The following is a 24,121-nucleotide window of genomic DNA, read 5'->3' as shown; positions in this document are numbered from 1 at the left end:
GTTGAGGACGGGTATTACGGGCGGAGGGTCGGCTCGCGCTGCACGTCCTGCCGGTCCAGCTTCGCGTCGTACGGTGCGAGTGGCTTCGCCTGTGCCGTGGTGGTGGCCGGGACGCCGGCCCAGGCCAGGATGCGGGCGGTGGCGAGCGCCTTCTGGTCGGCGGTCAGGCCGGCGACGTTCGCGCCGTGGTTCAGACCGGGCGCGGTGAAGACGTACGAGTCCTTCGAGCCCTTGCCGACGGCGAAGCGCTCGGCGCCCCACGGGTCGTTCTGGCCGTAGACGAAGAGCATGTGGTCGGCGTGGTGGCGGACCCAGCTGTCCACGTCCCGCATCGCGCCCGGCTGGAACTTCATCGGGATGGAGCGCGGGACGAAGTCGCGGGGCGGCTGGTAGCCGTAGCGGAGGTACTTCTTCTCGATGTACGGGAACTGGATGGTGGGGGCGCCGAGTTGGGTGCCCGCCTGGTAGTAGTACGGGGTGTACGGGTCCAGGCCCTGGTCGGTGTAGAAGGAGAAGCCGGAGATCGTGTCGACCGAGGTCCAGATCTCGTCGTCGGTGGCGGTCGCCGCGTTCGCGGGGATGGTGTCGCAGTCGGAGAGCAGGCTGTACTGCCAGAAGCCCCAGACGTAGTCGAGGACGACGGCTTCGTAGGCCTTGTCCAGGCTGCCGACGGTGGTGAAGGTGTAGCCGTTCTCGGCCGCGTACGCCGCGTACTTCTTCTCCAGCGACGCCCTGCGCACCAGCGCCTCGCGCTGTACGGCGTCCAGCCGGTCGCGGCACTCCTTGGTGCCGACCTTCGTGAAGAAGCGGTCGTAGGCCGAATCCTCGTTGTTCACCGCGTCGTTGGGGGCGACGTAGGCGACGACGCCGTCCATGTCGCGTGGGTAGAACCGCTCGAAGTAGGTGGCCGTCATGCCGCCCTTGGAGCCGCCGGTGGCGATCCAGTTCTTGGTGTAGATCGGCTTGAGGGCCTTGAAGACGCGGTGCTGGTCGCTGGCCGCCTGCCAGATGTCGAGCTTGGACCAGTCGGCCGGCTCGGGGCGCGACGGGGTGAAGTAGCGGTATTCCAGGGAGACTTGGTTGGCGTCCGCGATCCGGGTCGGTTCGCTGCGGCCGGGTGTCGTCGAGACGTTGTAGCCGCCGGTGTAGAAGACCGTCGGGCGCGAGACGTCCTTGTGCAGCACGGTGATGCGCTGCTGGAACGTGCCCTTGGACGGGTGCCGGTGGTCGATCGGCTGGGTGTAGTTCAGTACGAAGTAGCGGTAGCCGGTGTACGGCTTCTCCTGGACCAGGCTCATGCCCGGGATCGCCAGCAACTGGTCCTTGATGTCCGCGGTCTGGTCGGTCCGACCGGTCTGGGCAGCGGTGGCGGTGGCCACCCCGGCCGTGCTCAGCGTGCCTATGAACACGGTGAGCGCCAGCAGCCATCTGAGCGCCTTGCGCATGCAATCTCCCCTGTGAGGCAGTTGTGAACGGGAAGCTATCGGAGCAACTCCCGTCACACCAGAGGAGGTTGTTCACCCAGTGCGCTGACCAGCGGTTCAGCGGTTCAGCGGTTCAGTGGTTCAGTGGTTCAGTGGTTCAACAGAGGATCCAGCCCGAGCTCACCGAGCCGCCGCCCACCGCGCCCTTGACCCGTACGCACCGGTGACCGGCGTGCACGGTGACCGGGCCTGCCCTTCGCGCGTACCGCCCCTTGTCGACGACCGGGCGGTTGCCGCGCGCCTGGACGCTGACCGACATCGTGCGCTTGGCGCCGGAGGCCTTGGGGACGGTGTACGCGCAGACGTAGTCGCCCCGGCGGAAGACGTGGACGGTGCCGGTGGAGAAGGGCAGCGTCGCCACCTCCCGCCCCGGACAGACGGCGGCCGCCTGGGCGGTGCCGGGGGCCGTGAGCGCGAGCAGTCCGGACGCGGTGAGCACGGCCGTGCCGAGCGCCACCCGCCGTCGTAGCGCACCCATGTCCACAGTCGTCCCTCCCGCACAGCAGCCAGACAGCGTACTGATGTACGGACGCAAGACGTACGTCGCATGGTTGCGCGACCGCGAGTGAGCCATAGGGGCGCGCCGGTGTCGAGAGGTCGAGCACGGTCGGGCTCTCGACACCGGCAGAAAGCGCCCCGAAGGCGAACGAGCAAAAAAGGAAGGGGTCAGCGAGGGGCGGTGACCTGCTCTTCCGCCCCAGGCGCACCGACGAACGTGCGCCACAGGTCGGCGTAGTACCCGTCGAGGGCGAGCAGCTCGTCGTGTGTGCCGTCCTCCACGACCTGCCCGTGATCCATCACCACGACCCGGTCCGCGCGGGCCGCCGTCGTCAGGCGATGGGCGACCACGAGGGTGGTGCGGCGGCCTGCGAGGCGGTCGGTGGCCTGGTTGACCTGGGCTTCCGTGGCCAGGTCGAGGGCGGCTGTCGCCTCGTCCAGCAACAGGATGTCGGGGTCCACCAGTTCCGCTCGGGCCAGGGCCATCAGCTGGCGTTGGCCCGCCGAGAGGTTGCGGCCTCGTTCGGCGACCTCGTGGAGGTAGCCGCCGTCCAGCGTGGCGATCATCTCGTGGGCGCCGACCGCACGGGCCGCCGCCTCCACCTCGGCGTCGGTGGCGTCGGGACGGCCGTAGGCGATGGCGTCGCGGACGGTGCCCTGGAAGAGGTACGCCTCCTGGGGGACGACGCCCAGGTGGTGGCGGTACGACGTGATGTCCAGGGACCGGAGGTCCGTGCCGTCCACCGTGACCCGGCCGCCGGTCGGGTCGTAGAAGCGGGCGACCAGCTTCACGAGCGTCGACTTGCCGGCGCCCGTCTCGCCGACGAAGGCGACCGTCTGGCCCGCCGGGATCGTCAACTCGACGCCCCCGATGGCCTCTTCGTCGTCCCCGTACGCGAAGTGCACGCCCTCGAAGGCTATGTCGCCGCGCAGGGAGAGGACTTCGAGCGGTTCGTCGGCCGCTCGTGTGGACGTCGGTTCCTGGAGCAACTCCTGGATGCGGCCCAGGGAGACGGTGGCCTGCTGGTAGCCGTCGAAGACCTGGGAGAGCTGCTGGACCGGGGCGAAGAACAGGTCGATGTAGAGCAGGTAGGCGACCAGCGCACCCGTCGTCAGCGTCGCGGCGTCCACCCTTCCCGCGCCCGCGATCAGCACGGACGCCGCCGCGACCGACGACAGCAGCTGCACGAAGGGGAAGTAGATCGATATCAGCCACTGGCCCCGGGTACGGGCCTCGCGGTAGCTGCTGCTGCGCTCGGCGAAGCGCCGGCCACCGTCCTTTTCGCGCCGGAACGCCTGCACGATCCGCAGCCCCGACACCGACTCCTGGAGGTCGGCGTTGACCAACGACACGCGCTCACGGGCGAGTTCGTACGCCTTCACGCTCGCCCGGCGGAAGAAGAAGGTGGCGACGACCAGCGGGGGAAGGGTCGCGAACACGACCAGCGCCAGCTGTACGTCGATCACCAGCAGGGCGACCATGATGCCGAAGAAGGTGACGACCGAGACGAAGGCCGTGACCAGGCCCGTCTGCAGGAACGAGGACAGCGCGTCCACGTCCGTCGTCATCCTGGTCATGATCCGGCCGGTCAACTCCCGCTCGTAGTAGTCGAGTCCGAGGCGTTGGAGCTGGGCGAAGATCTTGAGGCGGAGGGTGTAGAGGACGCGTTCGCCGGTACGGCCCGTCATGCGGGTCTCGCCGCGCTGCGCCGCCCACTGCACGACCACGGCGACCAGGGCCAGGGCCGAGGCCGACCAGATCGCGCCGATCGCCATCTTGGTCACGCCCTGGTCGATGCCGTGCCGGATCATGATCGGCAGGAGCAGGCTCATGCCCGCGTCCACGGCGACCAGGCCGAGGCTGATCAGCAGCGGGGTACCGAAACCGCGCAGCAGCCGGCGCAGTCCGTACGAGTCCTCGGCGCGCACCGCGCGTGCCTCGTCGATGTCGGGGACGTCGGTCGCCGGGGGCAACGCGTCGACCTGCGCGAGGAGTTCGGGCGTCGCGGGCATCCCGGACAGCGCGGTGTCCTTGGGCTCGCGGTCGCCGGTCCACAGCCGGGGCGTGAGCCCGCGCTCGGCGTCGAACTCCGCGTCCAACTCGTCGCGTACGGAGGTGTCTTCGGCCGGTGCGGCCGGCTGGGCGTGGCCCGGTGAGACACCGCCGAGTTCGTCGGGGTCGGTGAGGAGGCGGCGGTAGAGGGCCGAGCGCTGCTGCAACTCCTCGTGCGTACCGATGTCGGCGAGTCTGCCCCCGTCGAGGACGGCGATGCGGTCGGCGAGGTTGAGGGTGGAGCGGCGGTGCGCGATGAGCAACGTTGTCCGGCCCTGCATGACCTGTTTCAGGGCCTCGTGGATCTCGTGCTCGACGCGTGCGTCCACCGCCGAGGTCGCGTCGTCCAGGACTAGCAGGCGCGGGTCGGTGAGGATCGCGCGGGCGAGGGCGACGCGCTGGCGCTGGCCGCCGGAGAGGGTGAGGCCGTGCTCGCCGACCGTCGTGTCGTAGCCCTCGGGGAGTTCCTTGATGAACCGGTCGGCCTGGGCGGCGCGGGCGGCGGTCAGGATCTGCTCGTCGGTCGCGTCGGGGCGGCCGTAGGCGATGTTGTTGCGGACCGTGTCCGAGAAGAGGAAGGAGTCCTCGGGGACCAGGCCGATCGCGGCCCTGAGGGAGTCGAGGGTGAGTTCGCGGACGTCGTGGCCGCCGATGAGGACGGCGCCGTGGGTGACGTCGTAGAAGCGCGGGAGGAGGAGCGAGACCGTGGACTTGCCGGAGCCGGAGGAGCCGACGACGGCGAGGGTCTCGCCGGGGCGGATCTCGAAGGTGAGGCCGTTGAGGACGGGGCGCTCGTGGTCGTAGCCGAAGGAGACGTCGTCGAACTCGACCGTGGCCGGGGCGTCGGCGGGGAGTTCCTTGGTGCCGTTCGTCATCGACGGCTCGGTGTCGATGAGTTCCAGGACGCGTTCGGTGCCTGCGCGGGCCTGCTGGCCGACCGTGAGGACCATGGCGAGCATGCGGACCGGGCCGACGAGCTGGGCGAGGTAGGTGGAGAAGGCGACGAACGTGCCGAGCGTGATGTGGCCGCGCACCGCGAGCCAGCCGCCGAGGGCGAGCATCGCGACCTGGCCGAGGGCGGGGACGGCCTGGAGGGCGGGGGTGTACTTGGAGTTCTGCCGGATCGTGCGGAGGCGTCCCGCGTAGAGCCGGCGGCCGACCTCCCGCAGCTTTCCGGTCTCCTGGTCCTCCTGGCCGAAGCCCTTCACCACGCGTACGCCACTGACGGCGCCGTCGACGACTCCCGCGACGGCGGCGGCCTGGGCCTGCGCGTACCAGGTGGAGGGGTGCAGCTTGCTGCGGCTGCGCCGGGCGATGAAGCCGAGGGCGGGGGCGACGGCCAGGGCTATCAGGGTCAGGGGCAGGGACAGCCAGGCCATGATCGCGAGGGAGATCACGAAGAGCAGGACGTTCCCGATGGTCATCGGGAGCATGAAGAGCAGGCCCTGGATCAGCTGGAGGTCGCTGGTCGCGCGGCCGACGACCTGGCCGGTGGACAGCTCGTCCTGCCGACGGCCGTCGAGGCGCGTGATCGTGCCGTACATCTCGGTGCGGAGGTCGTGCTGGACGTCGAGGGCGAGGCGGCCGCCGTAGTAGCGCCGGATGTACGTGGAGAAGTAGACGAGGAGGGCGGCGACGATCAGGGCGCCCGCCCAGGGGGCCATGGAGCGGGTGTGGCCGCCGATCACGTCGTCGATGATCACCTTGGTGACCAGCGGGACCACTGCCATGACCGCCATACCGGCGAGGGAGGCGCCGAGGGCCAGGACGACGTCCTTGGGGTATCGCCAGGCGTATCCGGCGAGCCTTCGGGCCCAGCCCTGTGTCTCCCCCTGTTGTGCTGCCACGCGGTGCCTTCCGTTCGCCCCTGATCTGCTGGTCTTACGGAAGGCACCAACGCGAATCGGACCGGATTTCATCCCTCCGCAACAAAACGCTCCGCTGGGTTCGGCCGTCATCACAGTGCGGGTGCGTTGTGGCTGGTCGCGCAGTTCCCCGCGCCCCTTAGGGGGCTACTCGTACCCGGAGGTAATAGAACCTCGTCGTCTGGACCGCGTTCTGGTTGTCGTCGCTGACCAGCAGCACCTTGTAGCGGCCCTTCTCGCGGCCCGTGATCACCATGCCCTCGATGTTGTCGAGGAGGGGGTTCGGCTGGGGCTGCTTCGCGGTGGCGCCGAGGGACGGGCAGTCGGCGATGTCGGCGAGGAGCGTCTTCTTGATGAGGCGGACACCGGACTGGCCCGTCAGGTTCTCGATGCCGCTGGTGTCCGTCGCGTGGCGCGGGTCGGCCAGGTAGAGGCGGACGGTGTTGCCGACGCCGCTGGTGAAGCCGCGCTCCAGGACGAGGAGGCGGCCGTCGGGGAGTGCCTGCACCTCGGGGACGCCGAGGAACGCGGCGTCGGTCTTGTACGCGTACTGGGCGGCGAGCCTGAAGTGGTCGCCCTTGGTCCGGGTCCAGGTCTGGAAGCGGACGGTGCCCGCGCTGTCACCGGCGATCGCGTCCTCCATCGACGCGAGGAGGGTGTGGCCGCCGGGCAGCAGGGTCAGGCCCTCGAAGGTCTGGTTGGAGACGGCCCGGCCGGCCGGGGCGACCAGCAGCGAGGACGGGACCGGGAAGCGGTCGAGGATCGTGCCGTCGGCGGAGTAGCGGCGGATGGACGGCTCGGTCTCGGAGGTGATCAGCCGGGTGCCGTCGCGGTCGATGGCCAGGCCCTCGGAGTCGAGGTCGGCGCCGTTCTCGTCGGCGAGGTGGACGGCACGCTTCGGCTGGAGGGTCTTCGCGTTCAGGTCGAACAGCGAGGACCGGTCCTCCAGGGCGGCGATCGAGCCGTCCTTGTCCACGGCGAGCGCGGAGAAGTTGCCGACGAAGGTGCCGTCGTACGTCGTCTTGTCGAGCGCGTCGGAGAAGCGGTCGATCGAGACGGAGGACGAACAGGCGTTGCTGGTACGGGAGTTGGTGGTACTGGAGGTGCTGGTACTGGAGTTGCCGGCGCTCGCGGGCCCGGCGGCGGTGAGGCAGGTGGCCGCCGCCAGGCCGGCGGTCGCGGTCGCGAGTACGGTTCTCAGGCGCATGGGCGTCACCGTAGGACGGGCGGGTGACGTGCGGGAGACCTCGGGGTTACGCAAGATCCTTGTGGATGGCCTTTGCGACGCCCTGGATCGTCGTGATCCCGTAGCTCATCGTGCTGTTGTCCTGAGTGAGCACGGACATCATGCAGTCGTGGCCGCCGCCGTTGAAGGTGCCCAGGCTGTGGACGCGCCAGCCGTGCGTGGAGCGCTGCAGCCAGCCGTTCTTGACGTGCACGGTGACGCTGGAGGGGGCACCGGACGGAGTGCCCCAGCGCTGCGACGAGATCACCTGGTTCATCAACTTCAGGATGTACGCACGGGAGTTGTCGCTCAGTACCGTGTTCTTGGCGGTGACCAGCTTGAGCAGCTTCTGCTCGTCGGTAACGGTCTCCTGGGTCAGGCCCCAGTAGTTGTTCGCGCCGGGCTTGGTCTGGGTCATGCCGGCGGCGGTCAGGAAACCCTTGATCTTCGTCAGGCCCAGCTGCTTCCACAGGGTGGAGGTCGCCGTGTTGTCCGACTTGGTGATCATGGCCTTGGCGAGCGTCGTCTCGCGTGACGTCAGCAGGCGGTTGTGCTTCTTCGCGTCCCACAGCAGCGTGGCGAGGACGGTCACCTTGACGGTGCTGGCGGAGTCGTAGGCGCTCGTCGCCCGCAGGGTGCAGGTGGTGTTGGTGGTGCGGTCGTAGAGGCCGACGGCGACGGTTCCCTTGCGGGTCGCGAGGGCCGCGGTGATGTCCTTCTTCAGCTTGGCGGCGAGGCCGGCCTTCGCCGACGTACAGCTGACCGTCGGGGTGGCCGCGGCAGCGGGCGTCGCGGCGGCCAGGACGGGTATGAGGATCCCGGCGCCCGCGCCGACGGCCATCGCTCTGGCTCGGCGGGATGTCCAATGAGACTGAGTCATGCATGACTTGACTCACAGGAAGGCGTGAAAGGTTGTACGGGTTGGGGAACGGTTGTGCGGCGCGTTACTCCCCCCTGTGCGAATTCACAGCCAGCCGCCAGGTACGGCACAGCAGTCACCCACCCTGCCTTTGCACGATGCGTGGGTGACATCTGCCACCGATCCACACCCCCACACCGACCCCGCGTCCGCCGACTGGCCGCCGCCGGCCCCACCCGCCGAGGCGCCGCCCGAAAAGGCGCCCCGCTGGTCGTTGCCCGCGCTGATCGCGATCATGGTCCTGGCGGCCGTGCTGTACTCCTGGAACCTCTCCGGATCCAGCCTGAACAGCTTCTACAGCAGTGCCGTCTACAGCGGCACCCAGAGCTGGAAGGCCTGGTTCTTCGGCTCGCTGGACGCGGGCAACTTCATCACGGTCGACAAGCCACCCTTCTCCCTGATGGTGATGGGCCTGTCGTGCCGGATCTTCGGCTTCGGCACCTGGCAGATGATGCTGCCCGAGGTCGCCGCCGCACTCGGCACGATCTGGATCCTGCACTCCTCCGTGAAGCGGTACTTCGGGCACGTGGCCGCGGCGATCGCCGCGCTGGTCCTCGCCCTGACGCCGATCACGGTCGCCATCAACCGTGACAACAACCCCGACACCCTCCTCGTCCTGCTGATGGTGGCGGGCGCGGCCCTCGGCCTGCGCGCCGTGCGCACCGACCGGCTGCTGCCGCTCATCGGCTCCGCGGCCTGCTTCGGCTTCGCCTTCAACACCAAGCTCCTCCAGGGCTACATCGCCCTGCCCGCCGTCTTCGCCGTGTACCTGTTCGCGTCGAAGCTCGGCTGGAAGAAGAAGATCGTCCAACTCGCCCTGGCCACGGTCGCGTTGGCCGTCTCCAGCTTCTGGTGGGCCACGGCCGTCTCGCTCGTCCCCGCCGCGGACCGCCCGTACATCGGCGGCTCGACCGACGGCACCGCCTGGGACCTGATCATGGGCTACGACGGCTTCGGCCGCGTGTTCGGCGGCGACGGCAACGGCGGCGGAGGCGGCGGCGCGGGTGGTGGCGGAGGCGGCGGTACGTTCGCCGGCACCGCGGGCCTCGGCCGTATGTTCAACGACATCCTCGGCGGCCAGATCTCCTGGCTGATCCCCTTCTCGGCCATCGCCCTGATCGCCGGACTGGTCCTGGTCGGCCGCGCCCCGCGCACCGACCCGACACGCGCCGCGCTGGTCATGTGGGGCGGCTGGACCCTGCTGCACTACGTCACCTTCAGCATGGCCCAGGGCACGATGCACCCGTACTACACGACCGCGCTCGCGCCGGGCATCGCGGCCCTGTGCGGTGGCGGCGGCGTCATGCTGTGGCGCGCCTTCCGCGGCGACGACGCGCGCTGGTCGTGGGTCCTGCCGGCCGGCCTCGCGGTCACCGGGATCTGGGCGATCGTGGTGCTGCGCCGGGCCTCCGGCTGGAACACCTGGCTGTGGCCGACGATCGGCGTCCTCATGGTCCTCGCGATCGTGGGCCTGTTCGTCTTCCGCTCCGGCAACCGCGGTCGGCTCCTCACCGCGTCCATCGCGGCGGCGATCATCGCCGCGCTCGCCGGTCCGACGGCGTACGCCGTGACGCCGGCCGCGTCCAGCGGTACGGGCGGCGGCATGGGCGGCACCAACCCGACGGCGGGTCCGTCCACCGGCGGCGGTTTCGGCGGGGGCGGCGGGGGCGGCACCCGCGGCGGCTTCGGCGGCGGCGAGGCTCCCGGCGGCACCCGGCAGGGTGGCGGCCGGGCGAGCGGCGAGGCTCCCGGCGGGATGACTCCGGGCGGCGGCGGCACCGGTGAGGTGCCGCAGGGCGGCGGGGCCCCGAGCGGGGCGCCGAGCGCCGGAACCGGCGGCACGGCCGGTGGTCAACAGGGCGGTACCAACGGGGAGATCCCCGGCGGCGGTACGGCCTCCGGCGGCACCGGCACGGCTCCGGGCGGCGGCACCGGCGGTACGCGCGGCGGCTTCGGCGGCGGCGGTATGGGCGGCACCACGTCCACCGCGCTCATCTCGTACCTGGAGAAGCACCAGGACGGCGCCAAGTGGCTGCTCGCGGTGTCCAATTCGCAGAGCGCGGGCCAGCTGATCCTCAGCACCCACAAGCCCGTCATCTCCATGTGGGGCTTCACCGGCTCCGACAAGGCGATGACCCTCGCCAAGCTCAAGGAGCTGGTGAAGAAGGGCGAGTTGCACTACATCCAGCTCGGCGGCGGCGGTATGGGCGGCAACAGCACCCTGAACACCGAGATCACCGCGTGGGTGCAGAAGAACGCGACGGCCGTGAAGGAGAGCGCGTACGACAAGAGCGCGTCGACGGAGAGTTCGGGGTCCAGCTCCAGTTCTTCGACCTCCACCACCAACACGTCGACGCTGTACCGGCTGGACGCGTCGGACGTGAAGTGACGCCGACGGAAGTGACCCCGACGTAGGCAGCGACGAACGGCCAACGGCCCCCGACCACACGGTCGGGGGCCGTTTTGGTATGACAACCAACCGTCTACCCGCAGTCAACTCGCGTAGACACAGGGCAAATTGTCGCTTCAGGTCACCGGATCGACACGTCCCGTTTATTTACTCGACCGCATGAACATGTCACGCTCCCGTTTGCCGCCCCATTCAACCCGCGTAGATGGGACACTCTTTATGCTGGCGACTCGCATGCACCGCTGGAAATCGGTGGCGTTGGCCACGGCCGCCGTCCTGGTCGGCCTCGCCGCGCCGACGCTGACCGCGACCCCGGCGTCGGCCACGACGACCGCGTACGACTCGACGTACTACAAGAACGCGGTCGGCAAGACGGGTACGACCCTGAAGTCGTCGCTGCACACGATCATCAGCAGCAACGTCACGAAGATCTCGTACGCCGCGGTCTGGAACGCCCTCATGGCCACCGACCAGGACCCGAACAACAGCAGCAACGTGATCCTGCTGTACAGCGGTGTCTCCCGCGCCAAGTCCCTCAATGGCGGCGACGTCGGCGACTGGAACCGCGAGCACACCTGGGCCAAGTCCCACGGCGACTTCGGCGAGGTGACCGGCCCCGGCACCGACCTGCACCACCTGCGTCCCGCGGACGTCCAGGTCAACAGCATCCGCGGAAACCTGGACTTCGACAACGGCGGCGGCAGCACCGTCGACTCCGACTCCTTCGCGCCTCGCGCGGCGGACCGGGGCGACGTGGCCCGCATGATCCTCTACATGGCCGTGCGCTACGAGGGTGACGACGGCTTCGCCGACCTGGAGCCCAACGAGAAGGTGGGCAACGGCAGCAACCCCTACATGGGCAAGCTCTCCGTCCTCAAGGCCTGGAGCGAGGCGGACCCGCCGAGCGCCTTCGAGGAGAACCGCAACCAGGTCATCTACGACACCTACCAGCACAACCGCAACCCGTTCATCGACCACCCGGAGTGGGTCGAGGCGATCTGGTAGAGCCGGATCAACCGGGCTCCGCGACGCACTGCGCGACGGACTCCGGTGACGGACTCCGGTGACGGACGGAATCGGCCGCACGGGTACGCCACCCGTGCGGCCGATCTCGCGCAGGGACTCCGGCGGGACCGCCGGCCGCTCAGTGGCGCGGGCGTTGCGCCGTTCGATGGAAACCGAGGTCCTGTCACTGCTCATACGCGGACGACAGCAGCCGGGACGGCATCGTGGCCCCCGCCCCGATTCGCCCGTCGGGATACACCCGTCGGGATACACCCGTCCCGCAGTCCCGCAGGAGGACCTCATGCTCGGCACCGACTTCACCACCGGCTCGCCCAACTGGCTCGACCTCGGCAGCCCCGACACCGAGGCGGCCACCGCGTTCTACGGCGCCGTCCTCGGCTGGCAGTTCGTCTCGGCCGGTCCTGACACGGGCGGCTACGGCTTCTTCCAGGTGGACGGGAAGACCGTCGCGGCCCTCGGACCGCTCACCGAGGAGGGGGCCAGGTCCGCCTGGATGATCCACTTCAAGACCGACGACATCACGGCCACCGTCCAGGCGGTCACGGCCGGCGGCGGAACCGTCCGCGTGGACCCCACGGACGTCATGGGCGAAGGCACGCTGGCCCAGGCCACCGACCCGCAGGGCGCCCAGTTCGCACTGTGGCAGCCGGGCAGGACCGCGGGCCTGGAACTCACCTCCGCCCCCAACACCCTGCTCTGGGCGGAACTGCACGCCCCCGACCCGGAGGCGGACATCGCCTTTTACCAGACCCTGTTCGGCTGGCGCAGCCAGGAGATGCAGGCACCCGGGATGACATACCGGGTACTGAGCACCAGCGCAGGCGACCAGCAGGACGCGTCCTTCGGCGGGGTCGCGCCACTGAACGCCGGCGAGGGCGAACTCCCGCGCTGGGTACCGTACTTCCACTCGACGGACGTCGACGCGACGATCACGGCGGCGCAGTCCAACGGCGGTTCCGTCCTCATGCCGGCGACCGACGTACCGGAGGTCGGCCGGATGGCCTGGCTCGGGGACCCCTTCGGAGCGGTGTTCGCACTGCTGAAGCCGGACCCGCGGATGTGACGCCGCCGACGGGAGAAGCTCCGGCTCAGGGGCGCCCTACGGAGGGTGCGGAGCGGCTCAGGCCTCGAAGTCGAACTCCAGCACATACGCGGCCGAGTCCAGCACCATGGAGTTCACCTCGACGGCAACTCCCGCAGTGTCAAAGGCAGTTCGCGCGATCAGCATGACCGGCACGCCCGTCGGCAACGCCAGTCGCTCGGCCTCGTCACCGCTGGGCATCCGGGAACGGACCTCCTCCCGGAAGTGGACGGGCTTACGCCCGAGTTCCTCCAGCCTCGCGTAGACGCCGCCAGGACCGGTGTCCGGTCGAGCGATGGGCATGCCCGATGCGAGGTCGGCCGCGAGGAACGAGGTGGCCAGCAGCACGGGCTTGCCGTCGAGGACGTACCGGCGACGGCGCACACAGACCCGTCCCCCTTCACCCAGCCCCAGCACTCCCGCGATCGCGGCCGGGGCGTCCTCCTCACCCACCTCGACGGAATCGACGAGGAGTTCACGATCCCCGGCATCGGCCGACCAGATGGAACGCCCCTCACCCCACTGCGCGTGCGCGAGACGTTCGAGCCCACGCCGCCGGATCGGCTTGAAGTCCCGGACGAACACCCCGGCTCCCTTGCGCGCCTCGACAATGCCTTCCGCCTGCAGCACACCGAGGGCCTGCCGGGCGGTCATCCGCGCCACACCGTGCTCGGCCATGAGGTCGTTCTCACCGGGAAGCCGCTCACCGGGCCCGTACTCACCAGCCTCGATGGCCTCCCGCAGCCGCGCCGCGATGCGCTGGTACTTCGGCTGACGCCCCGTGTCCCCGCCGCTGGAGGGACGCACGCCCGAGGACGTGGCGCTGGACCGCATCGCGCGTGGAGTCCCGCTGTCCTTCTCCTCTTCGTTGGGGGGCGCCCCGGAGGCGATGGCCCTGCTGGCGCGAGCCATGTTCGACGGACCTTCCGACCTGGCCGCTCGATAACAGAACAAGGCCTGCACGCACGGCCGGCCCGACCTGCCCCCGAACCAGCCCTCACTCCAAATGCGTGGCCGCGAACATCCGCAACACAGCCGGGAGTACGACCACAGAGGGACCCGGCTCCCCCAACGCCTTCGCCAAGTCCGACTCCAGCGCCTCCGGAGTCGTACGAACCCCCCGCACCCCGAACGACTCCGCCAGCGCCACATAGTCCGGCCGGACCAGTTCCGTCGCCGTCGCCTCCCCGAACGCGTCCGTCATGTACTCGCGGAGGATGCCGTAGCCGCCGTCGTCGACGATGAGCCAGGTGACGTTCAGGTCGTACTGCTTGGCCGTCGCCAACTCAGCAATCGAGTACAACGCACCCCCGTCCCCCGACACCGCCAGCACCGGACGCGTCGGGTCCGCCGCCGCCGCGCCCAGTGCCGCCGGGAAGCCGTAGCCGAGGCCGCCCGCGCCCTGGGCGGAGTGGAGGTGGTTGGGACCCTTCGCGTCGAAGGCCGACCAGGCCCAGTAGGCGAGGATCGTCATGTCCCAGAAGGACGGGGAGTTGGCGGGCAGCGCCCTTCGTACCGACTCCAACACACCCTGTTCCAGGGTCAGTTCCTGGGCGGCGATGCGGTCCCGGACCTTCGCCAGCACGTCCCGTACCCGCTCGGCCGCCGCAGTGTCCGCTCGTTCCGTCACCGTCTCCAGCAGCGCCTGCAACCCGTGCCACGCGTCCGCGTGGATCCCCAACGCCGGGTGGTTCGACTCCAGTTTGCCGAGGTCCGCCTCGATCTGGATGACCCGGCCTCGCGGGGCGAACGTGTGGTAATTCGACGACAGTTCGCCCAGGCCTGAACCCACCACCAGTACTACGTCCGCGTCCTCCAGGAAGTCCGTCGTGTGGCGGTCCTCCAGCCAGGACTGGAGCGAGAGGGGATGTGTCCAGGGGAACGCGCCCTTGCCGCCGGGCGTCGTGACGACCGGGGCCTGGAGTTTCTCCGCCAGTTGCCGCAACTTCTTCGAGGCGTCCGCGCGGATCACTCCCCCACCGGCGATGATCGCCGGACGGGTCGCGCGCGACAGCAAGTCGGCTGCTACGGCGGTCAGTTCGGGGCGCGGGACCAGGTCCTCCGGTGTCGCGTCCACCGCCGTCACCACCGGCAGCAGAGTAGGAGCCAACAGCACATCCTGCGGGATCTCCACCCACACCGGGCCGTGCGGAGCCGTCAGCGCCGACTTCCATGCCTCGGCGATCGCGGACGGGATCTGCGACTGGGTGCGGACGGTGTGGACCGACTTCACCACGCCCCTGAACGAGGCGGACTGGTCCGGGAGTTCGTGGAGGTAGCCGTGGCGTCCGCCGCCCAGGCCCGCCGTCGGGATCTGGCTGCTGATCGCCAGGACGGGGGCCGAGGCCGCCCGCGCCTCCTGGAGCGCCGCCAGTGAGGTCAGCGCGCCCGGGCCCGTGGACAGCAGCAGCGGGGCCGCCTCACCCGTGATGCGGCCGTACGCGTCCGCCGCGAACCCGGCGTTGTTCTCCACCCGTAGGCCGATGTAGCGGAGGTCGGAGCGGCGCAGGGCGTCGAACATGCCGAGCGCGTGCTGGCCGGGCAGACCGAAGACGGTCGTCGCGCCGAGGCCCGCCAGGGTCTCCACGACCAGGTCACCGCCGTTGCGCCCGGGGGGCGGGTTCAGCGCGGCGGAGATCTGCGCGGCCGTCGGGCGGAGTTCCAGGTCGTGGTCGTGCGTCACGTGCTCTCTGTCTCCCTACGACGTCCCTCTACGACGTCTCTCTGCGCGTCACCAATTGCCTGTCCGGCGTTACGAGTTGCGCGCCTCCGCGATCTGCCGGGACATGATCGTGATCAGGTCGTACGCGGTGTGCGACGCGGCCACCGACGTGATCTCGGCGTGGTCGTACGCCGGTGCCACCTCGACGACGTCCGCCGACACCAGGTTGCAGGATGCCAGGCCGCGCAGGATCTCCAGAAGTTCGCGGGAGGTCATGCCGCCGGCCTCGGGCGTGCCGGTGCCGGGTGCGTGGGCCGGGTCGAGGCAGTCGATGTCGATGGAGATGTAGAGGGGCCGGTCGCCGATGCGCTGGCGCAGCTGGTCGGCGACCTCGTCGGCGCCCCGGCGGTAGACGTCCGCGGACGTGACGATGCCGAAGCCCATCTTCTCGTCGTCCTTGAGGTCCTGCTTGCCGTACAGGGGCCCGCGGATACCGACGTGCGAGAGCGCCTCCGTGTCGAGGATGCCCTCCTCCACCGCCCTGCGGAACGGCGTTCCGTGCGTGTACTCGGCGCCGAAGTACGTGTCCCAGGTGTCGAGATGGGCGTCGAAGTGCAGCAGGGCCACCGGGCCGTGCTTCTTCGCCACCGACCTCAACAGCGGGAGCGCGATGGTGTGGTCGCCGCCCAGGGTCATCAACCGGGCGCCGGTGCCCAGGAGTTCGTCCGCCGCAGCCTCGATCGTGTCGACGGCCTCGTTGATGTTGAACGGGTTCGCCGCGATGTCACCGGCGTCCGCTACCTGTGCCAGCGCGAACGGGGACGCGTCCTGCGCCGGGTTGTACGGCCGCAGCAGCCGGGACGCCTCGCGGATCGCGTTGCCGCCGAAGCGCGCGCCCGGCCGGTACGAGACTCCCGCGTCGAACGGCACCCCGACCACGGCCACGTCGGCGGTGCCGACCTCGTCCAGCCGCGGCAGCCGGGCGTAGGTCGCGGGTCCGGCGTACCGCGGGGTGCGGGAGGAGTCGACCGGGCCTCGGGGCGTCTCGTTGCTGGTCATGGGCACTGCCTTCTTTCCTACGCTTCGACGCGTATGGGCTTCTTTGTACGACCTGGTGCAGCTTTGTGCGGCTGGCTACGACTTTACTGACCGGCGGCGACCGGCTCGGACGCGAGATCGGGTGCACCGCGCCCCGCGAGACGGTCCCGCCAGGCGGCGAGTACGGCCGCGTCGGTCGCCGGCGTGGCGAGGGAGACGGTCACATAGGCGGCCAGAGACAGCAACAGGCCGTAGTAGACGGGCTCGTTGGCGAGGATGCCGTAGGTCGCCATCAGGCCGACGACCGCGAGCCCGCCGACGGCCACGGCGGCCAGCGCGCCCTGCGCGGTGCCGCGCTTCCACAGGAGTCCGCCCAGGATCGGGACGAGGAGTCCGCCGACGAGGAGGTTGTACGCCACCGTCAGCGCCTCCACGACGTTGTTCAGCGCGATCGCCGTGACGATCACCGCGACGCCCATGACGAGGATGAAGACACGGTTGCCCCGCACCTCGTCGTGCTGCTCGTCCCGCTCCTCGCCGTCCCGCCGTACGGCGCCGCGCAGCCGCGACCAGATGTCGTTGTTGGCCACCGTGGCGCACGCGATCAGCGCGCCGGACGACGTCGACATCACGGCGGCCAGTGCGGCGGCGAGCACCAACCCCCGTACACCCATCGGGAGTTCGTCCTTGACGATGGTCGCGAAGGCGTCGTCCGGGCTGCCGAGGTTCGGATAGAGGACCTTGGCGGCCGTGCCGATGACGGCGCCCGCGACGGCGTAGACGAGGCAGTAGGTGCCCGCGACCGTGCCGCCCCACTTGGCTGTCTTGTCGCTGCCCGCCGTGAACACGCGCTGCCAGATGTCCTGGCCGATGAGCATGCCGAACGTGTAGATCAGGACGTAGGTGAAGATCGTATCGCCGCCGATGCCCAGCGGGTCGAAGTACTCGGTGGGCAGCTTCGCCTTCATCTCGCTGAAGCCGCCGGCCTTGACGACCGCGATCGGCAGGAGCAGGAGCAGCACGCCGATCGTCTTCACCACGAACTGCACCATGTCCGTCAGCGTGATCGACCACATGCCGCCGAGCGTCGAGTACGCGACGACGATCGAGCCGCCGAGGACGATCGCGAGGGTGCGGTTCATGTCGAAGAGGACGTCGAAGATCGTGGCGTAGGCGATGGTGGACGTGACGGCCAGCATCAAGGTGTACGCCCACATGACGATGCCGGAGATGACCCCCGCGCGGCCGCCGTACCTGAGATCGAGCATCTCGGAGACGGTGTACACCTTCAGGCGGGCGATGCGGGCGGAGAAGAAGACGGAGAGGGCGAGCAGGCCGAGGCCGATGGTGAAGACCATCCAGGCGCCGGAGAGGCCGTACTGGTAGCCGAGGCCCACGCCTCCGATGGTGGACGCGCCGCCGAGGACGATCGCGGCCATGGTGCCGGAGTACATGACCGGGCCCAGGCGGCGGCCCGCGACCAGGAAGTCGCTCTTGGACTTGGCGCGGCGCATGCCCCACCAGCCCATGGCCAGCATGCCGGCCAGGTAGACGACGATGATGGTGTAGTCGACGGCCATACGGGGGCCTCCTTCGCACATTCTCGGGGGGCTTGCGACCACTCTCGGGTGGCTTGCGTCGCGACTGACCCTAGGTGGCCGGAAAGCGGCTGCGAAGTGTACGTTTCATCCATCCGAGCCCGAGGTGATGGAGGAAACGTCCACCATGCCGGACCTCACGGTTCCGCCCACGCCACCTACACCGCCCACCCCACCCGTGCCCCTCGCCGCGCTCCTGGCCCGCGAGGATCTGGGGCTGCGGCAGATCGCCGGGCCGTCCGACCCGGACATCGCGATCCACTGGGCGCACACCTCGGAGATGCCGGACCCGTATCCGTACCTGCTGGGCGGCGAGCTGCTGCTGACGGCGGGCGTCCACATCCCGGAGGCGGCCGGCTCGGGCACGTACTTCGCCGACTACGTCTCCCGGATCGTCGAGGCGGGCGGCGTGGCCCGCGGCTTCGGCGTCGCGCCGGTCCACGACACCGTGCCGAGGGCCCTGGTCGCGGCCTGCGACCACTACGACCTTCCGCTCCTGGAGGTCCCGCCGCCCACCCCCTTCTCCCGGGTGGCCCGCGCGGTCTGGCAACTGATGGCGCAGGCCCGCCTCGCCGAACTCCGCCGCGTCACCGAGGCCCAGCAGAGCCTCGCCGCAGCGGCCTCCCGCCCCGACCCGATCCCCTCGGTCCTACGCCAACTCGCCCAGCGGGTAAGCGGCCGAGCGGTGCTGTACGGCCCGGCCGGCACGGAGATCGCGACGGGGGCGGGGTCGGCTACGACGGGGGCGGAGACGCGGGAGGCGCTGGCGGGGCTGGCGCGCGTCGTACGCCCCACTGCCACCCCCTCTTCTTCCACGTCCCCGGTCCGCACCTCCGCCGAAAGCCCGCCGACGAACCGCCCTGCCCCCACGCCCACCTCCGCCACCGACACCGTGCCCGGCGCCCACCTCGCCGCCTACGCCCTCGGCACCGGTCAGGGCTTCGTCCTCGGGGTCGCCGCCCCGCAGCGCGCCCCCGGCGACCACACCATCGCCTCCGTCGCCGCCGTACTCCTCTCCCTCCTCACCGGCGAACACCAGAGCCGCACGGGAGCGGACCGTTCCTCCGCGCTCGTACGGCTGCTGCTGGGCGCCCCGCCGGAGGACGTCGCGTCGCTGCTCGGCGGGGACCGGTGGGTCGTAGTCCACGCACGACCGGACGCGCACGCGCCGGACCCCGTCACCGCCTCCGCGCTGGGCGCCGCCCTCGGTTCCGCGCTGATCGACCTGGCGCCGGACGTCGTACGGGTCCTCGTCCCCGGCGATCGTGACCCCGCCCCGCAACCCGGCTGGACCGTCGGTGTCAGTGCCGCCGTCTCTCCGCAGGACTGGCCCGCCGCCGACACCCAGGCGGCTCGCGCCCTCGCCCGCGCCCGTGCGACCCGCGTCCCGCTGGTCCGGCACGGTTCCTCCGGCCGCGCCGGTCTCGCCGGTCTCACCGAACTGGTCCCGCACGACGAGGCCGAGGCGCACGCCCGTACCCTCCTCGCGCCGCTCGCCGCCCACCCCGCGCTCACCGAGACCCTGCGCACCTGGCTCTCCCTGCACGGGAGTTGGGACCGTACGGCGGTCGCCCTGGGAGTGCACCGCAACACCGTGCGGCAGCGGATCGCCCGGTGCGCGGCGCTGCTGGACGCGGACCTGGACGATCCGGACGTACGGATGGAGCTGTGGTTCGGCCTGCGTCATCTGTGAGCGGCGATCTGTGAGCGGTCACCTGTGAGTGGTCGCCCGCGAGTGATCCACATCCCAGCGTTCGGGACGCCGGGCACGCGCACATCCCTCTGCTTCACAATGGGAAGCATGCCGATACCCGGGACCCCCAGCCGCGCCGAGCTCGTCGACCACCTTGTGAAGACCCGTATCGCGGGCGACGTGGCCACGCCTCGCGAGAACAACCTCTCCCACTACCGCAAGCTCGCGAACGGCGACCGCCACTACTGGTTCGGCCTGGAGCTCGGTGACCGTTGGACCGACGAGCAGGACGTGCTCGCGGTGATGGCGGAGCGGGTGGGTGTGAACGACGATCCCGAGTACCGATACGGCCAGGACACCATCGACCCGGAGCTGACGGTCGAGGGGCTGGACCGGCTGGCGGCGCGGCTGCGCAAGGCTGCCGACGGGCAGCAGCGGGTGCTCTTCGCGACCGGTCACCCGGGTGGCCTGCTCGACGTGCACCACGCCACGGCCGCCGCTCTGCGTACGGCCGGCTGCGAGATCGTCGTGATCCCGGACGGGCTGCAGACGGAGGAGGGGTACGTCATGCAGTTCGCGGACGTGGCCGTCCTGGAGCACGGCGCGACGCTCTGGCACACGCACTCCGGTGAGCCGATGAAGGCGATCCTGACCGCTCTGGAGCGCGAGGGCCGCCCGCTGCCGGACCTGGTCGTCGCCGACCACGGCTGGGCGGGTTACGCGGGCCGCCACGGCGTCGACTCCGTGGGGTACGCGGACAGCAACGACCCGGCGCTCTTCCTGGCCGAGTCGGAGGGCACCGTCCAGGTGGCGGTCCCGCTCGACGACCACGTGGTCAGCCCCAGGTACTACGACCCGATGACGGCGTATCTGCTGGCGGAGGCCGGGCTGTCCTGAGCACCTGGCTCGGCTCGGCTCAACCCCCTTGTCACGGCCAGGGGTTCAGCCCCTCCGCCCGCCGCTGCGCGTACCCCGGTGTCGGGTCCAGATAGACCCGGTTCACCGACGGGAACGCCTCCCGCAGTCGCTGCTCGGCCTGTTCGCAGGCCCACTCGATCTGGGCGGCCGTAGACCTGTCCCGGAAGTCGATCTTCGCGGCGACCAGCGCCTCGCGCGGGCCCTGCACGAGGGTCGTCAACTCCAGTACGGCCTCGATGTGTTCGACCCCGAGCAGCTCCGCCTTGATCCGCTCGCGCATGGCCTTGGGCAGCGGGCGGCCGATGAGGAGTTCCGCGTTGGAGCGGCCCAGCACCCAGGCGACGTAGAGCAGCAGGGCGCCGATGCACAGTGAGGCGGTGCCGTCCCAGGCGCCGGAGCCCGTGAGCTGGCCGCCGAGCAGGCCGCCGGCCGCGAGGAGGAGGCCGACGAGGGCGGCGGAGTCCTCCAGGACTACGGCCTTGACGGCGGTGTCGGGGGTGTAGCGGAGGTAGCGCTTGAAGGAGGCGTCGAAGCGGGCCGCCTCGCCGCGCGCCTGGCGTACGCCCGTCCTCAGGGAGTAGCCCTCCAGGAGGAAGGCGACGCCGAGCACGATGTAGGAGATCAGCGGGTCGCCGAGGTCCTCGCCGGCGACGAGGGTGTGGATGCCGTCGTAGATCGAGAAGACCGCGCCGCCGACGAAGGTGGCGACGGCGGCGAGCATCGCCCAGATGTAGCGCTCGGGGCCGTAGCCGAGGGGGTGTTCCTCGTCGGCGGGTTTCCCGCTGCGTTTGAGGGCGGTCAGGAGGAGGAGTTCGGTGACGGTGTCGGCGACCGAGTGCGCGGCCTCGGAGAGCATCGCGCTGGATCCGCTGATGACGCCGGCGACCGCCTTGGCCAACGCGATCCCCAGGTTGGCGACGGCCGCGACGATCACCGTGACGGTGGACTCGCCGCCGCCCTCACCGTCCTCTGCTTCTGTCATGTCCTCAGTGTTCCCGAGGAACCCGGACCACGCCCTCCTGAATGACGGAGATGGCCAGTTGACCGTCCTGCGTGAAGATCCGGGCCTGCCCGAGCCCACGCCCGCCGGACGCCGACGGCGACTCCTGGTCGTAGAGCAGCCACTCGTCCGCGCGGAACGGCCGGTGGAACCACATCGCGTGGTCGAGGGAGGCTCCGACCACATCTCCTACGGCCCAGCCGCCGCGGCCGTGCGCGAGGAGCACGGAGTCGAGGAGGGTCATGTCGGAGACGTAGGTCGCGAGGACGACGTGCAGGAGCGGGTCGTCGGCGAGCTTGCCGTTGGTGCGGAACCAGACCTGGGAGCGCGGTTCGCGGGGCGTGCCGAACTGGCCGTACGGCGGTTCGTCGACGTAGCGCAGGTCGATGGCCTCGCGCGCCTCCAGGAACTTCTCGACGACCTCGGGGGCGATGTGGTCGTAGCCGCGCAGCCGGTCCTGGGAGGTGGGCAGGGTGACCGGGTCGGGGGCGGACGGCATGGGGGCCTGGTGCTCGAAGCCCTCTTCGTGTTTCTGGAAGGACGCGGAGAGGGCGAAGATCGGCTGTCCGTGCTGTACGGCGACGGTGCGGCGGGCGCTGAAGGAGCGGCCGTCGTTCATGCGCTCGACGGTGTAGACGATCGGTGCGCCCGGGTCGCCGGGGCGCAGGAAGTACGCGTGCAGGGAGTGGGCGAGGCGGTCCTCGGGGACCGTCCGCCCGGCGGCGACGAGTGCCTGGGCCGCCACCTGTCCGCCGAACACGCGGGGGACGACGGCGGCCTGGGACTGACCGCGGAAGATGTTCTCCTCGATCTGCTCAAGGTCGAGCAGATCGAGGAGAGACTGAAGTGCCTGGCTCATGGCACCTTTTCTACGGGCCGGTAATTTCGGGGACCTTACAGACCCATGTCCTTCGCGATGATCGTCTTCATGATCTCGCTGGTGCCGCCGTAGATGCGGTTGACGCGGTTGTCCGCGTACAGGCGGGCGATCGGGTACTCGTTCATGAAGCCGTAGCCGCCGTGCAGCTGGAGGCATTTGTCGATCACGCGGTGGGCGACCTCGGTGGTGAACAGCTTGGCGCTGGCCGCCTCGGCGGGGGTCAGCTCACCGGCGTCCAGGGCCTCGGTCGCGCGGTCGACGACGGCCTCGGCGGCGTCCACCTCGGCCTGGCAGGCGGCCAGTTCGAACTTCGTGTTCTGGAACGCGGCGACGGGCTGGCCGAAGACCACGCGCTCCTGCACGTACTGCTTGGCGAACCGGACGGCGGCCTTGGCCTGCGCGTACGCGCCGAAGGCGATGCCCCAGCGCTCGGAGGCGAGGTTGTGGCCGAGGTAGTAGAAGCCCTTGTTCTCCTCGCCGAGGAGGTCCTCGACCGGGACCTTCACGTCGACGAACGCCAGCTCGGCGGTGTCGGAGGTCTTCAGGCCGAGCTTGTCGAGCTTGCGGCCCACCGAGTAGCCCTCGGCCTTGGTGTCCACCACGAAGAGGGAGATGCCGTGGCGGCGGTCCTCCTTGGTGGGCGCGGAGGTGCGGGCGCAGACGATCATGCGGTCGGCGTGCACGCCACCCGTGATGAAGGTCTTGGCGCCGTTGAGGACGTAGTGCGTGCCGTCCTCGGAGAGCTTGGCGGTGGTCTTCATGCCCGCGAGGTCGGAGCCGGTGCCCGGCTCGGTCATCGCGATCGCCCACATCTCCTCGCCGGTGACGAACTTCGGCAGGAACTTCTTCTTCTGCTCGTCGTTGGCGAGCAGCTTGATGTAGGGCAGGCCCAGCAGCACGTGCACACCGGAGCCGCCGAAGGAGACGCCCGCGCGCGCGGTCTCCTCGTACAGGACGGCCTCGAACTTGTACGAGTTGATGCCCGCGCCGCCGTACTCCTCGTCCACGCGGATGCCGAAGACGCCCAGCTCGGCGAGCTTGTAGTAGAAGTCGCGCGGCGCCTGGCCGGCCGCGAACCACTCGTCGTAGACGGGGACGACCTCGGCCTCGATGAAGGCCCGGAGGGTCTCCCGGAACGCCTCGTGGTCCTCGTCAAACACCGTACGGCGCACCTGCCGCCACCTCCAGCTACGTCAAGGGTCCATGTCTAAGCGCTTGCTCAGAACATCACGGTACCGGCGAGTAGGGGGAGCGTCCAGCGGAACGGGCACGTAACGCTGGTCACGCTGTCGCTCCGCTCATCCACCCGCTCTCTGCCCACCCACCCGCCCGACTCGGTAGGCCAAGCGGCCCCGACACGGGGCTCCGCCCCGGACCCCGACGAATCCGCGACCCCGGCCCGGCCTCGACCCCAGCCCGACCCCGGCCCGGCCCCGGCCCGGCCCCGGCCCGGCCCCGGCCCCGACACGGTCGCAGCACCCGACTGCGCTCGGGCCGGCGCTCAGCTCCCGCCGACGCTCGCGCCCGCGCCGCGCTCAGCTTCCGCCGGGCTCGGACCCGCCGGAAGCCAGCTCCCACCGAGGCCCATCTCCCACCAGAGGCCAGCTCCCACTGGGGCTCATCTCCCACCGACGCTCACGCCCGCCGGCGCCCAGCCCCCGCCGGTCTCGGACCCTCCGGAGGTCAACTCCCACCGAGGCCCATCTCCCGCCAGAGGCCAGCTCCCACTCGGTCTCAACTAACGCCAGCGCCTCCCGCCCCGACGGCAGCG

17 protein-coding genes are annotated in these 24,121 nt (G+C 70.2%); 5 read left to right on the top strand and 12 right to left on the bottom strand.

All coding sequences use genetic code 11. The features are described from left to right. Positions 1-14 precede the first annotated feature (14 nt). The 5 genes from ACFWP5_RS15675 to ACFWP5_RS15655 form a co-directional block, all read right to left on the bottom strand. Positions 15-1,445 (bottom strand): S28 family serine protease, encoded by a 1,431-nt coding sequence (locus tag ACFWP5_RS15675; protein ID WP_384155577.1) that lies wholly within the window; start codon positions 1,443-1,445, stop codon positions 15-17. Positions 1,446-1,581: 136 nt separating this feature from the next. Next, positions 1,582-1,962, bottom strand: a complete 381-nt coding sequence (locus tag ACFWP5_RS15670) for a hypothetical protein (protein WP_384155705.1) — start codon at positions 1,960-1,962, stop codon at positions 1,582-1,584. Positions 1,963-2,150: 188 nt separating this feature from the next. Further along, positions 2,151-5,882: an ABC transporter ATP-binding protein gene (locus ACFWP5_RS15665; protein ID WP_384155574.1), complete on the bottom strand. Its 3,732-nt coding sequence runs from the start codon at positions 5,880-5,882 to the stop codon at positions 2,151-2,153. A 157-nt stretch (positions 5,883-6,039) separates the two neighbouring features. Further along, entirely contained in the window at positions 6,040-7,107 is a 1,068-nt protein-coding gene (locus ACFWP5_RS15660; RefSeq protein WP_384155571.1) for an esterase-like activity of phytase family protein, read from the bottom strand. 46 nt (positions 7,108-7,153) lie between these two features. Next, complete coding sequence (locus ACFWP5_RS15655; protein WP_384155568.1) at positions 7,154-7,966, bottom strand: serine hydrolase; 813 nt, start codon at positions 7,964-7,966, stop codon at positions 7,154-7,156. Positions 7,967-8,150: 184 nt separating this feature from the next. On the opposite strand from ACFWP5_RS15655, the gene ACFWP5_RS15650 reads away from it, so the two are divergent. From ACFWP5_RS15650 to ACFWP5_RS15640, 3 genes are all read left to right on the top strand, one after another. Further along, a complete protein-coding gene (locus tag ACFWP5_RS15650; RefSeq protein ID WP_384155565.1) occupies positions 8,151-10,433 on the top strand; it encodes an ArnT family glycosyltransferase in 2,283 nt (760 codons plus the stop codon). 240 nt (positions 10,434-10,673) lie between these two features. Then, complete coding sequence (locus tag ACFWP5_RS15645; protein WP_384155562.1) at positions 10,674-11,459, top strand: endonuclease I family protein; 786 nt, start codon at positions 10,674-10,676, stop codon at positions 11,457-11,459. A 301-nt stretch (positions 11,460-11,760) separates the two neighbouring features. Continuing rightward, positions 11,761-12,543 carry a VOC family protein gene (locus ACFWP5_RS15640; protein WP_384155559.1) on the top strand — a complete coding sequence of 261 codons (783 nt, stop codon included), beginning with the start codon at positions 11,761-11,763 and terminating at the stop codon, positions 12,541-12,543. Between the two features lie 57 nt (positions 12,544-12,600). Here the strand turns inward: ACFWP5_RS15640 and ACFWP5_RS15635 are convergent, their stop codons facing one another. The 4 genes from ACFWP5_RS15635 to ACFWP5_RS15620 all read right to left on the bottom strand — a co-directional run bounded on the left by ACFWP5_RS15635 (position 12,601) and on the right by ACFWP5_RS15620 (position 17,841). Next, on the bottom strand, positions 12,601-13,395 hold the full coding sequence (locus ACFWP5_RS15635) for a GntR family transcriptional regulator (RefSeq protein ID WP_384155702.1): 795 nt from the start codon (positions 13,393-13,395) through the stop codon (positions 12,601-12,603). 163 nt (positions 13,396-13,558) lie between these two features. Continuing rightward, the gene (locus ACFWP5_RS15630; RefSeq protein WP_384155556.1) at positions 13,559-15,244 is read right to left on the bottom strand and encodes a thiamine pyrophosphate-binding protein; all 1,686 of its coding nucleotides are present in this window, start codon (positions 15,242-15,244) and stop codon (positions 13,559-13,561) included. A gap of 69 nt (positions 15,245-15,313) precedes the next feature. Then, positions 15,314-16,282, bottom strand: a complete 969-nt coding sequence (gene speB, locus ACFWP5_RS15625; protein ID WP_384155553.1) for an agmatinase — start codon at positions 16,280-16,282, stop codon at positions 15,314-15,316. An 83-nt stretch (positions 16,283-16,365) separates the two neighbouring features. Continuing rightward, positions 16,366-17,841: a sodium:solute symporter gene (locus ACFWP5_RS15620; RefSeq protein WP_384155550.1), complete on the bottom strand. Its 1,476-nt coding sequence runs from the start codon at positions 17,839-17,841 to the stop codon at positions 16,366-16,368. A 145-nt stretch (positions 17,842-17,986) separates the two neighbouring features. Here ACFWP5_RS15620 and ACFWP5_RS15615 point away from each other — a divergent pair, with 145 nt between their 5' ends. Both ACFWP5_RS15615 and ACFWP5_RS15610 read left to right on the top strand, forming a co-directional pair. Next, positions 17,987-19,552, top strand: a complete 1,566-nt coding sequence (locus tag ACFWP5_RS15615; protein ID WP_384155547.1) for a PucR family transcriptional regulator ligand-binding domain-containing protein — start codon at positions 17,987-17,989, stop codon at positions 19,550-19,552. A 108-nt stretch (positions 19,553-19,660) separates the two neighbouring features. Next, on the top strand, positions 19,661-20,449 hold the full coding sequence (locus ACFWP5_RS15610; RefSeq protein WP_384155544.1) for a phosphatase: 789 nt from the start codon (positions 19,661-19,663) through the stop codon (positions 20,447-20,449). A 31-nt stretch (positions 20,450-20,480) separates the two neighbouring features. Here ACFWP5_RS15610 and ACFWP5_RS15605 read toward each other — a convergent pair whose 3' ends face one another. Genes ACFWP5_RS15605 through ACFWP5_RS15595 form a run of 3 tightly spaced genes read right to left on the bottom strand, consistent with a single transcriptional unit; the run spans position 20,481 to position 23,522 of the window. After that, positions 20,481-21,452 carry a cation diffusion facilitator family transporter gene (locus ACFWP5_RS15605; protein ID WP_384155541.1) on the bottom strand — a complete coding sequence of 324 codons (972 nt, stop codon included), beginning with the start codon at positions 21,450-21,452 and terminating at the stop codon, positions 20,481-20,483. Positions 21,453-21,456: 4 nt separating this feature from the next. Further along, a complete protein-coding gene (locus ACFWP5_RS15600) occupies positions 21,457-22,329 on the bottom strand; it encodes an acyl-CoA thioesterase (protein ID WP_384155538.1) in 873 nt (290 codons plus the stop codon). 35 nt (positions 22,330-22,364) lie between these two features. After that, complete coding sequence (locus ACFWP5_RS15595) at positions 22,365-23,522, bottom strand: acyl-CoA dehydrogenase family protein (RefSeq protein ID WP_384155535.1); 1,158 nt, start codon at positions 23,520-23,522, stop codon at positions 22,365-22,367. Between the last annotated feature and the right edge of the window lie 599 nt (positions 23,523-24,121).

The organism is Streptomyces sp. NPDC058469 (genome assembly GCF_042721125.1).
Taxonomy (GTDB): Bacteria; Actinomycetota; Actinomycetes; order Streptomycetales; family Streptomycetaceae; genus Streptomyces.
Note: the sequence above shows the minus strand (reverse complement) of the source record. Positions and strands in the feature narration are given on the sequence as shown.

Coding starts and splice junctions, on each gene's coding strand:
- ACFWP5_RS15620 (WP_384155550.1), bottom strand. CDS start 17,841: ATGGCCGTCGACTACACCATCATCGTCGTCTACCTGGCCGGCATGCTG.
- ACFWP5_RS15615 (WP_384155547.1), top strand. CDS start 17,987: ATGCCGGACCTCACGGTTCCGCCCACGCCACCTACACCGCCCACCCCA.
- ACFWP5_RS15660 (WP_384155571.1), bottom strand. CDS start 7,107: ATGCGCCTGAGAACCGTACTCGCGACCGCGACCGCCGGCCTGGCGGCG.
- speB (WP_384155553.1), bottom strand. CDS start 16,282: ATGACCAGCAACGAGACGCCCCGAGGCCCGGTCGACTCCTCCCGCACC.
- ACFWP5_RS15610 (WP_384155544.1), top strand. CDS start 19,661: ATGCCGATACCCGGGACCCCCAGCCGCGCCGAGCTCGTCGACCACCTT.
- ACFWP5_RS15670 (WP_384155705.1), bottom strand. CDS start 1,962: ATGGGTGCGCTACGACGGCGGGTGGCGCTCGGCACGGCCGTGCTCACC.
- ACFWP5_RS15600 (WP_384155538.1), bottom strand. CDS start 22,329: ATGAGCCAGGCACTTCAGTCTCTCCTCGATCTGCTCGACCTTGAGCAG.
- ACFWP5_RS15645 (WP_384155562.1), top strand. CDS start 10,674: ATGCTGGCGACTCGCATGCACCGCTGGAAATCGGTGGCGTTGGCCACG.
- ACFWP5_RS15655 (WP_384155568.1), bottom strand. CDS start 7,966: ATGGCCGTCGGCGCGGGCGCCGGGATCCTCATACCCGTCCTGGCCGCC.
- ACFWP5_RS15640 (WP_384155559.1), top strand. CDS start 11,761: ATGCTCGGCACCGACTTCACCACCGGCTCGCCCAACTGGCTCGACCTC.
- ACFWP5_RS15635 (WP_384155702.1), bottom strand. CDS start 13,395: ATGCGGTCCAGCGCCACGTCCTCGGGCGTGCGTCCCTCCAGCGGCGGG.
- ACFWP5_RS15605 (WP_384155541.1), bottom strand. CDS start 21,452: ATGACAGAAGCAGAGGACGGTGAGGGCGGCGGCGAGTCCACCGTCACG.
- ACFWP5_RS15675 (WP_384155577.1), bottom strand. CDS start 1,445: ATGCGCAAGGCGCTCAGATGGCTGCTGGCGCTCACCGTGTTCATAGGC.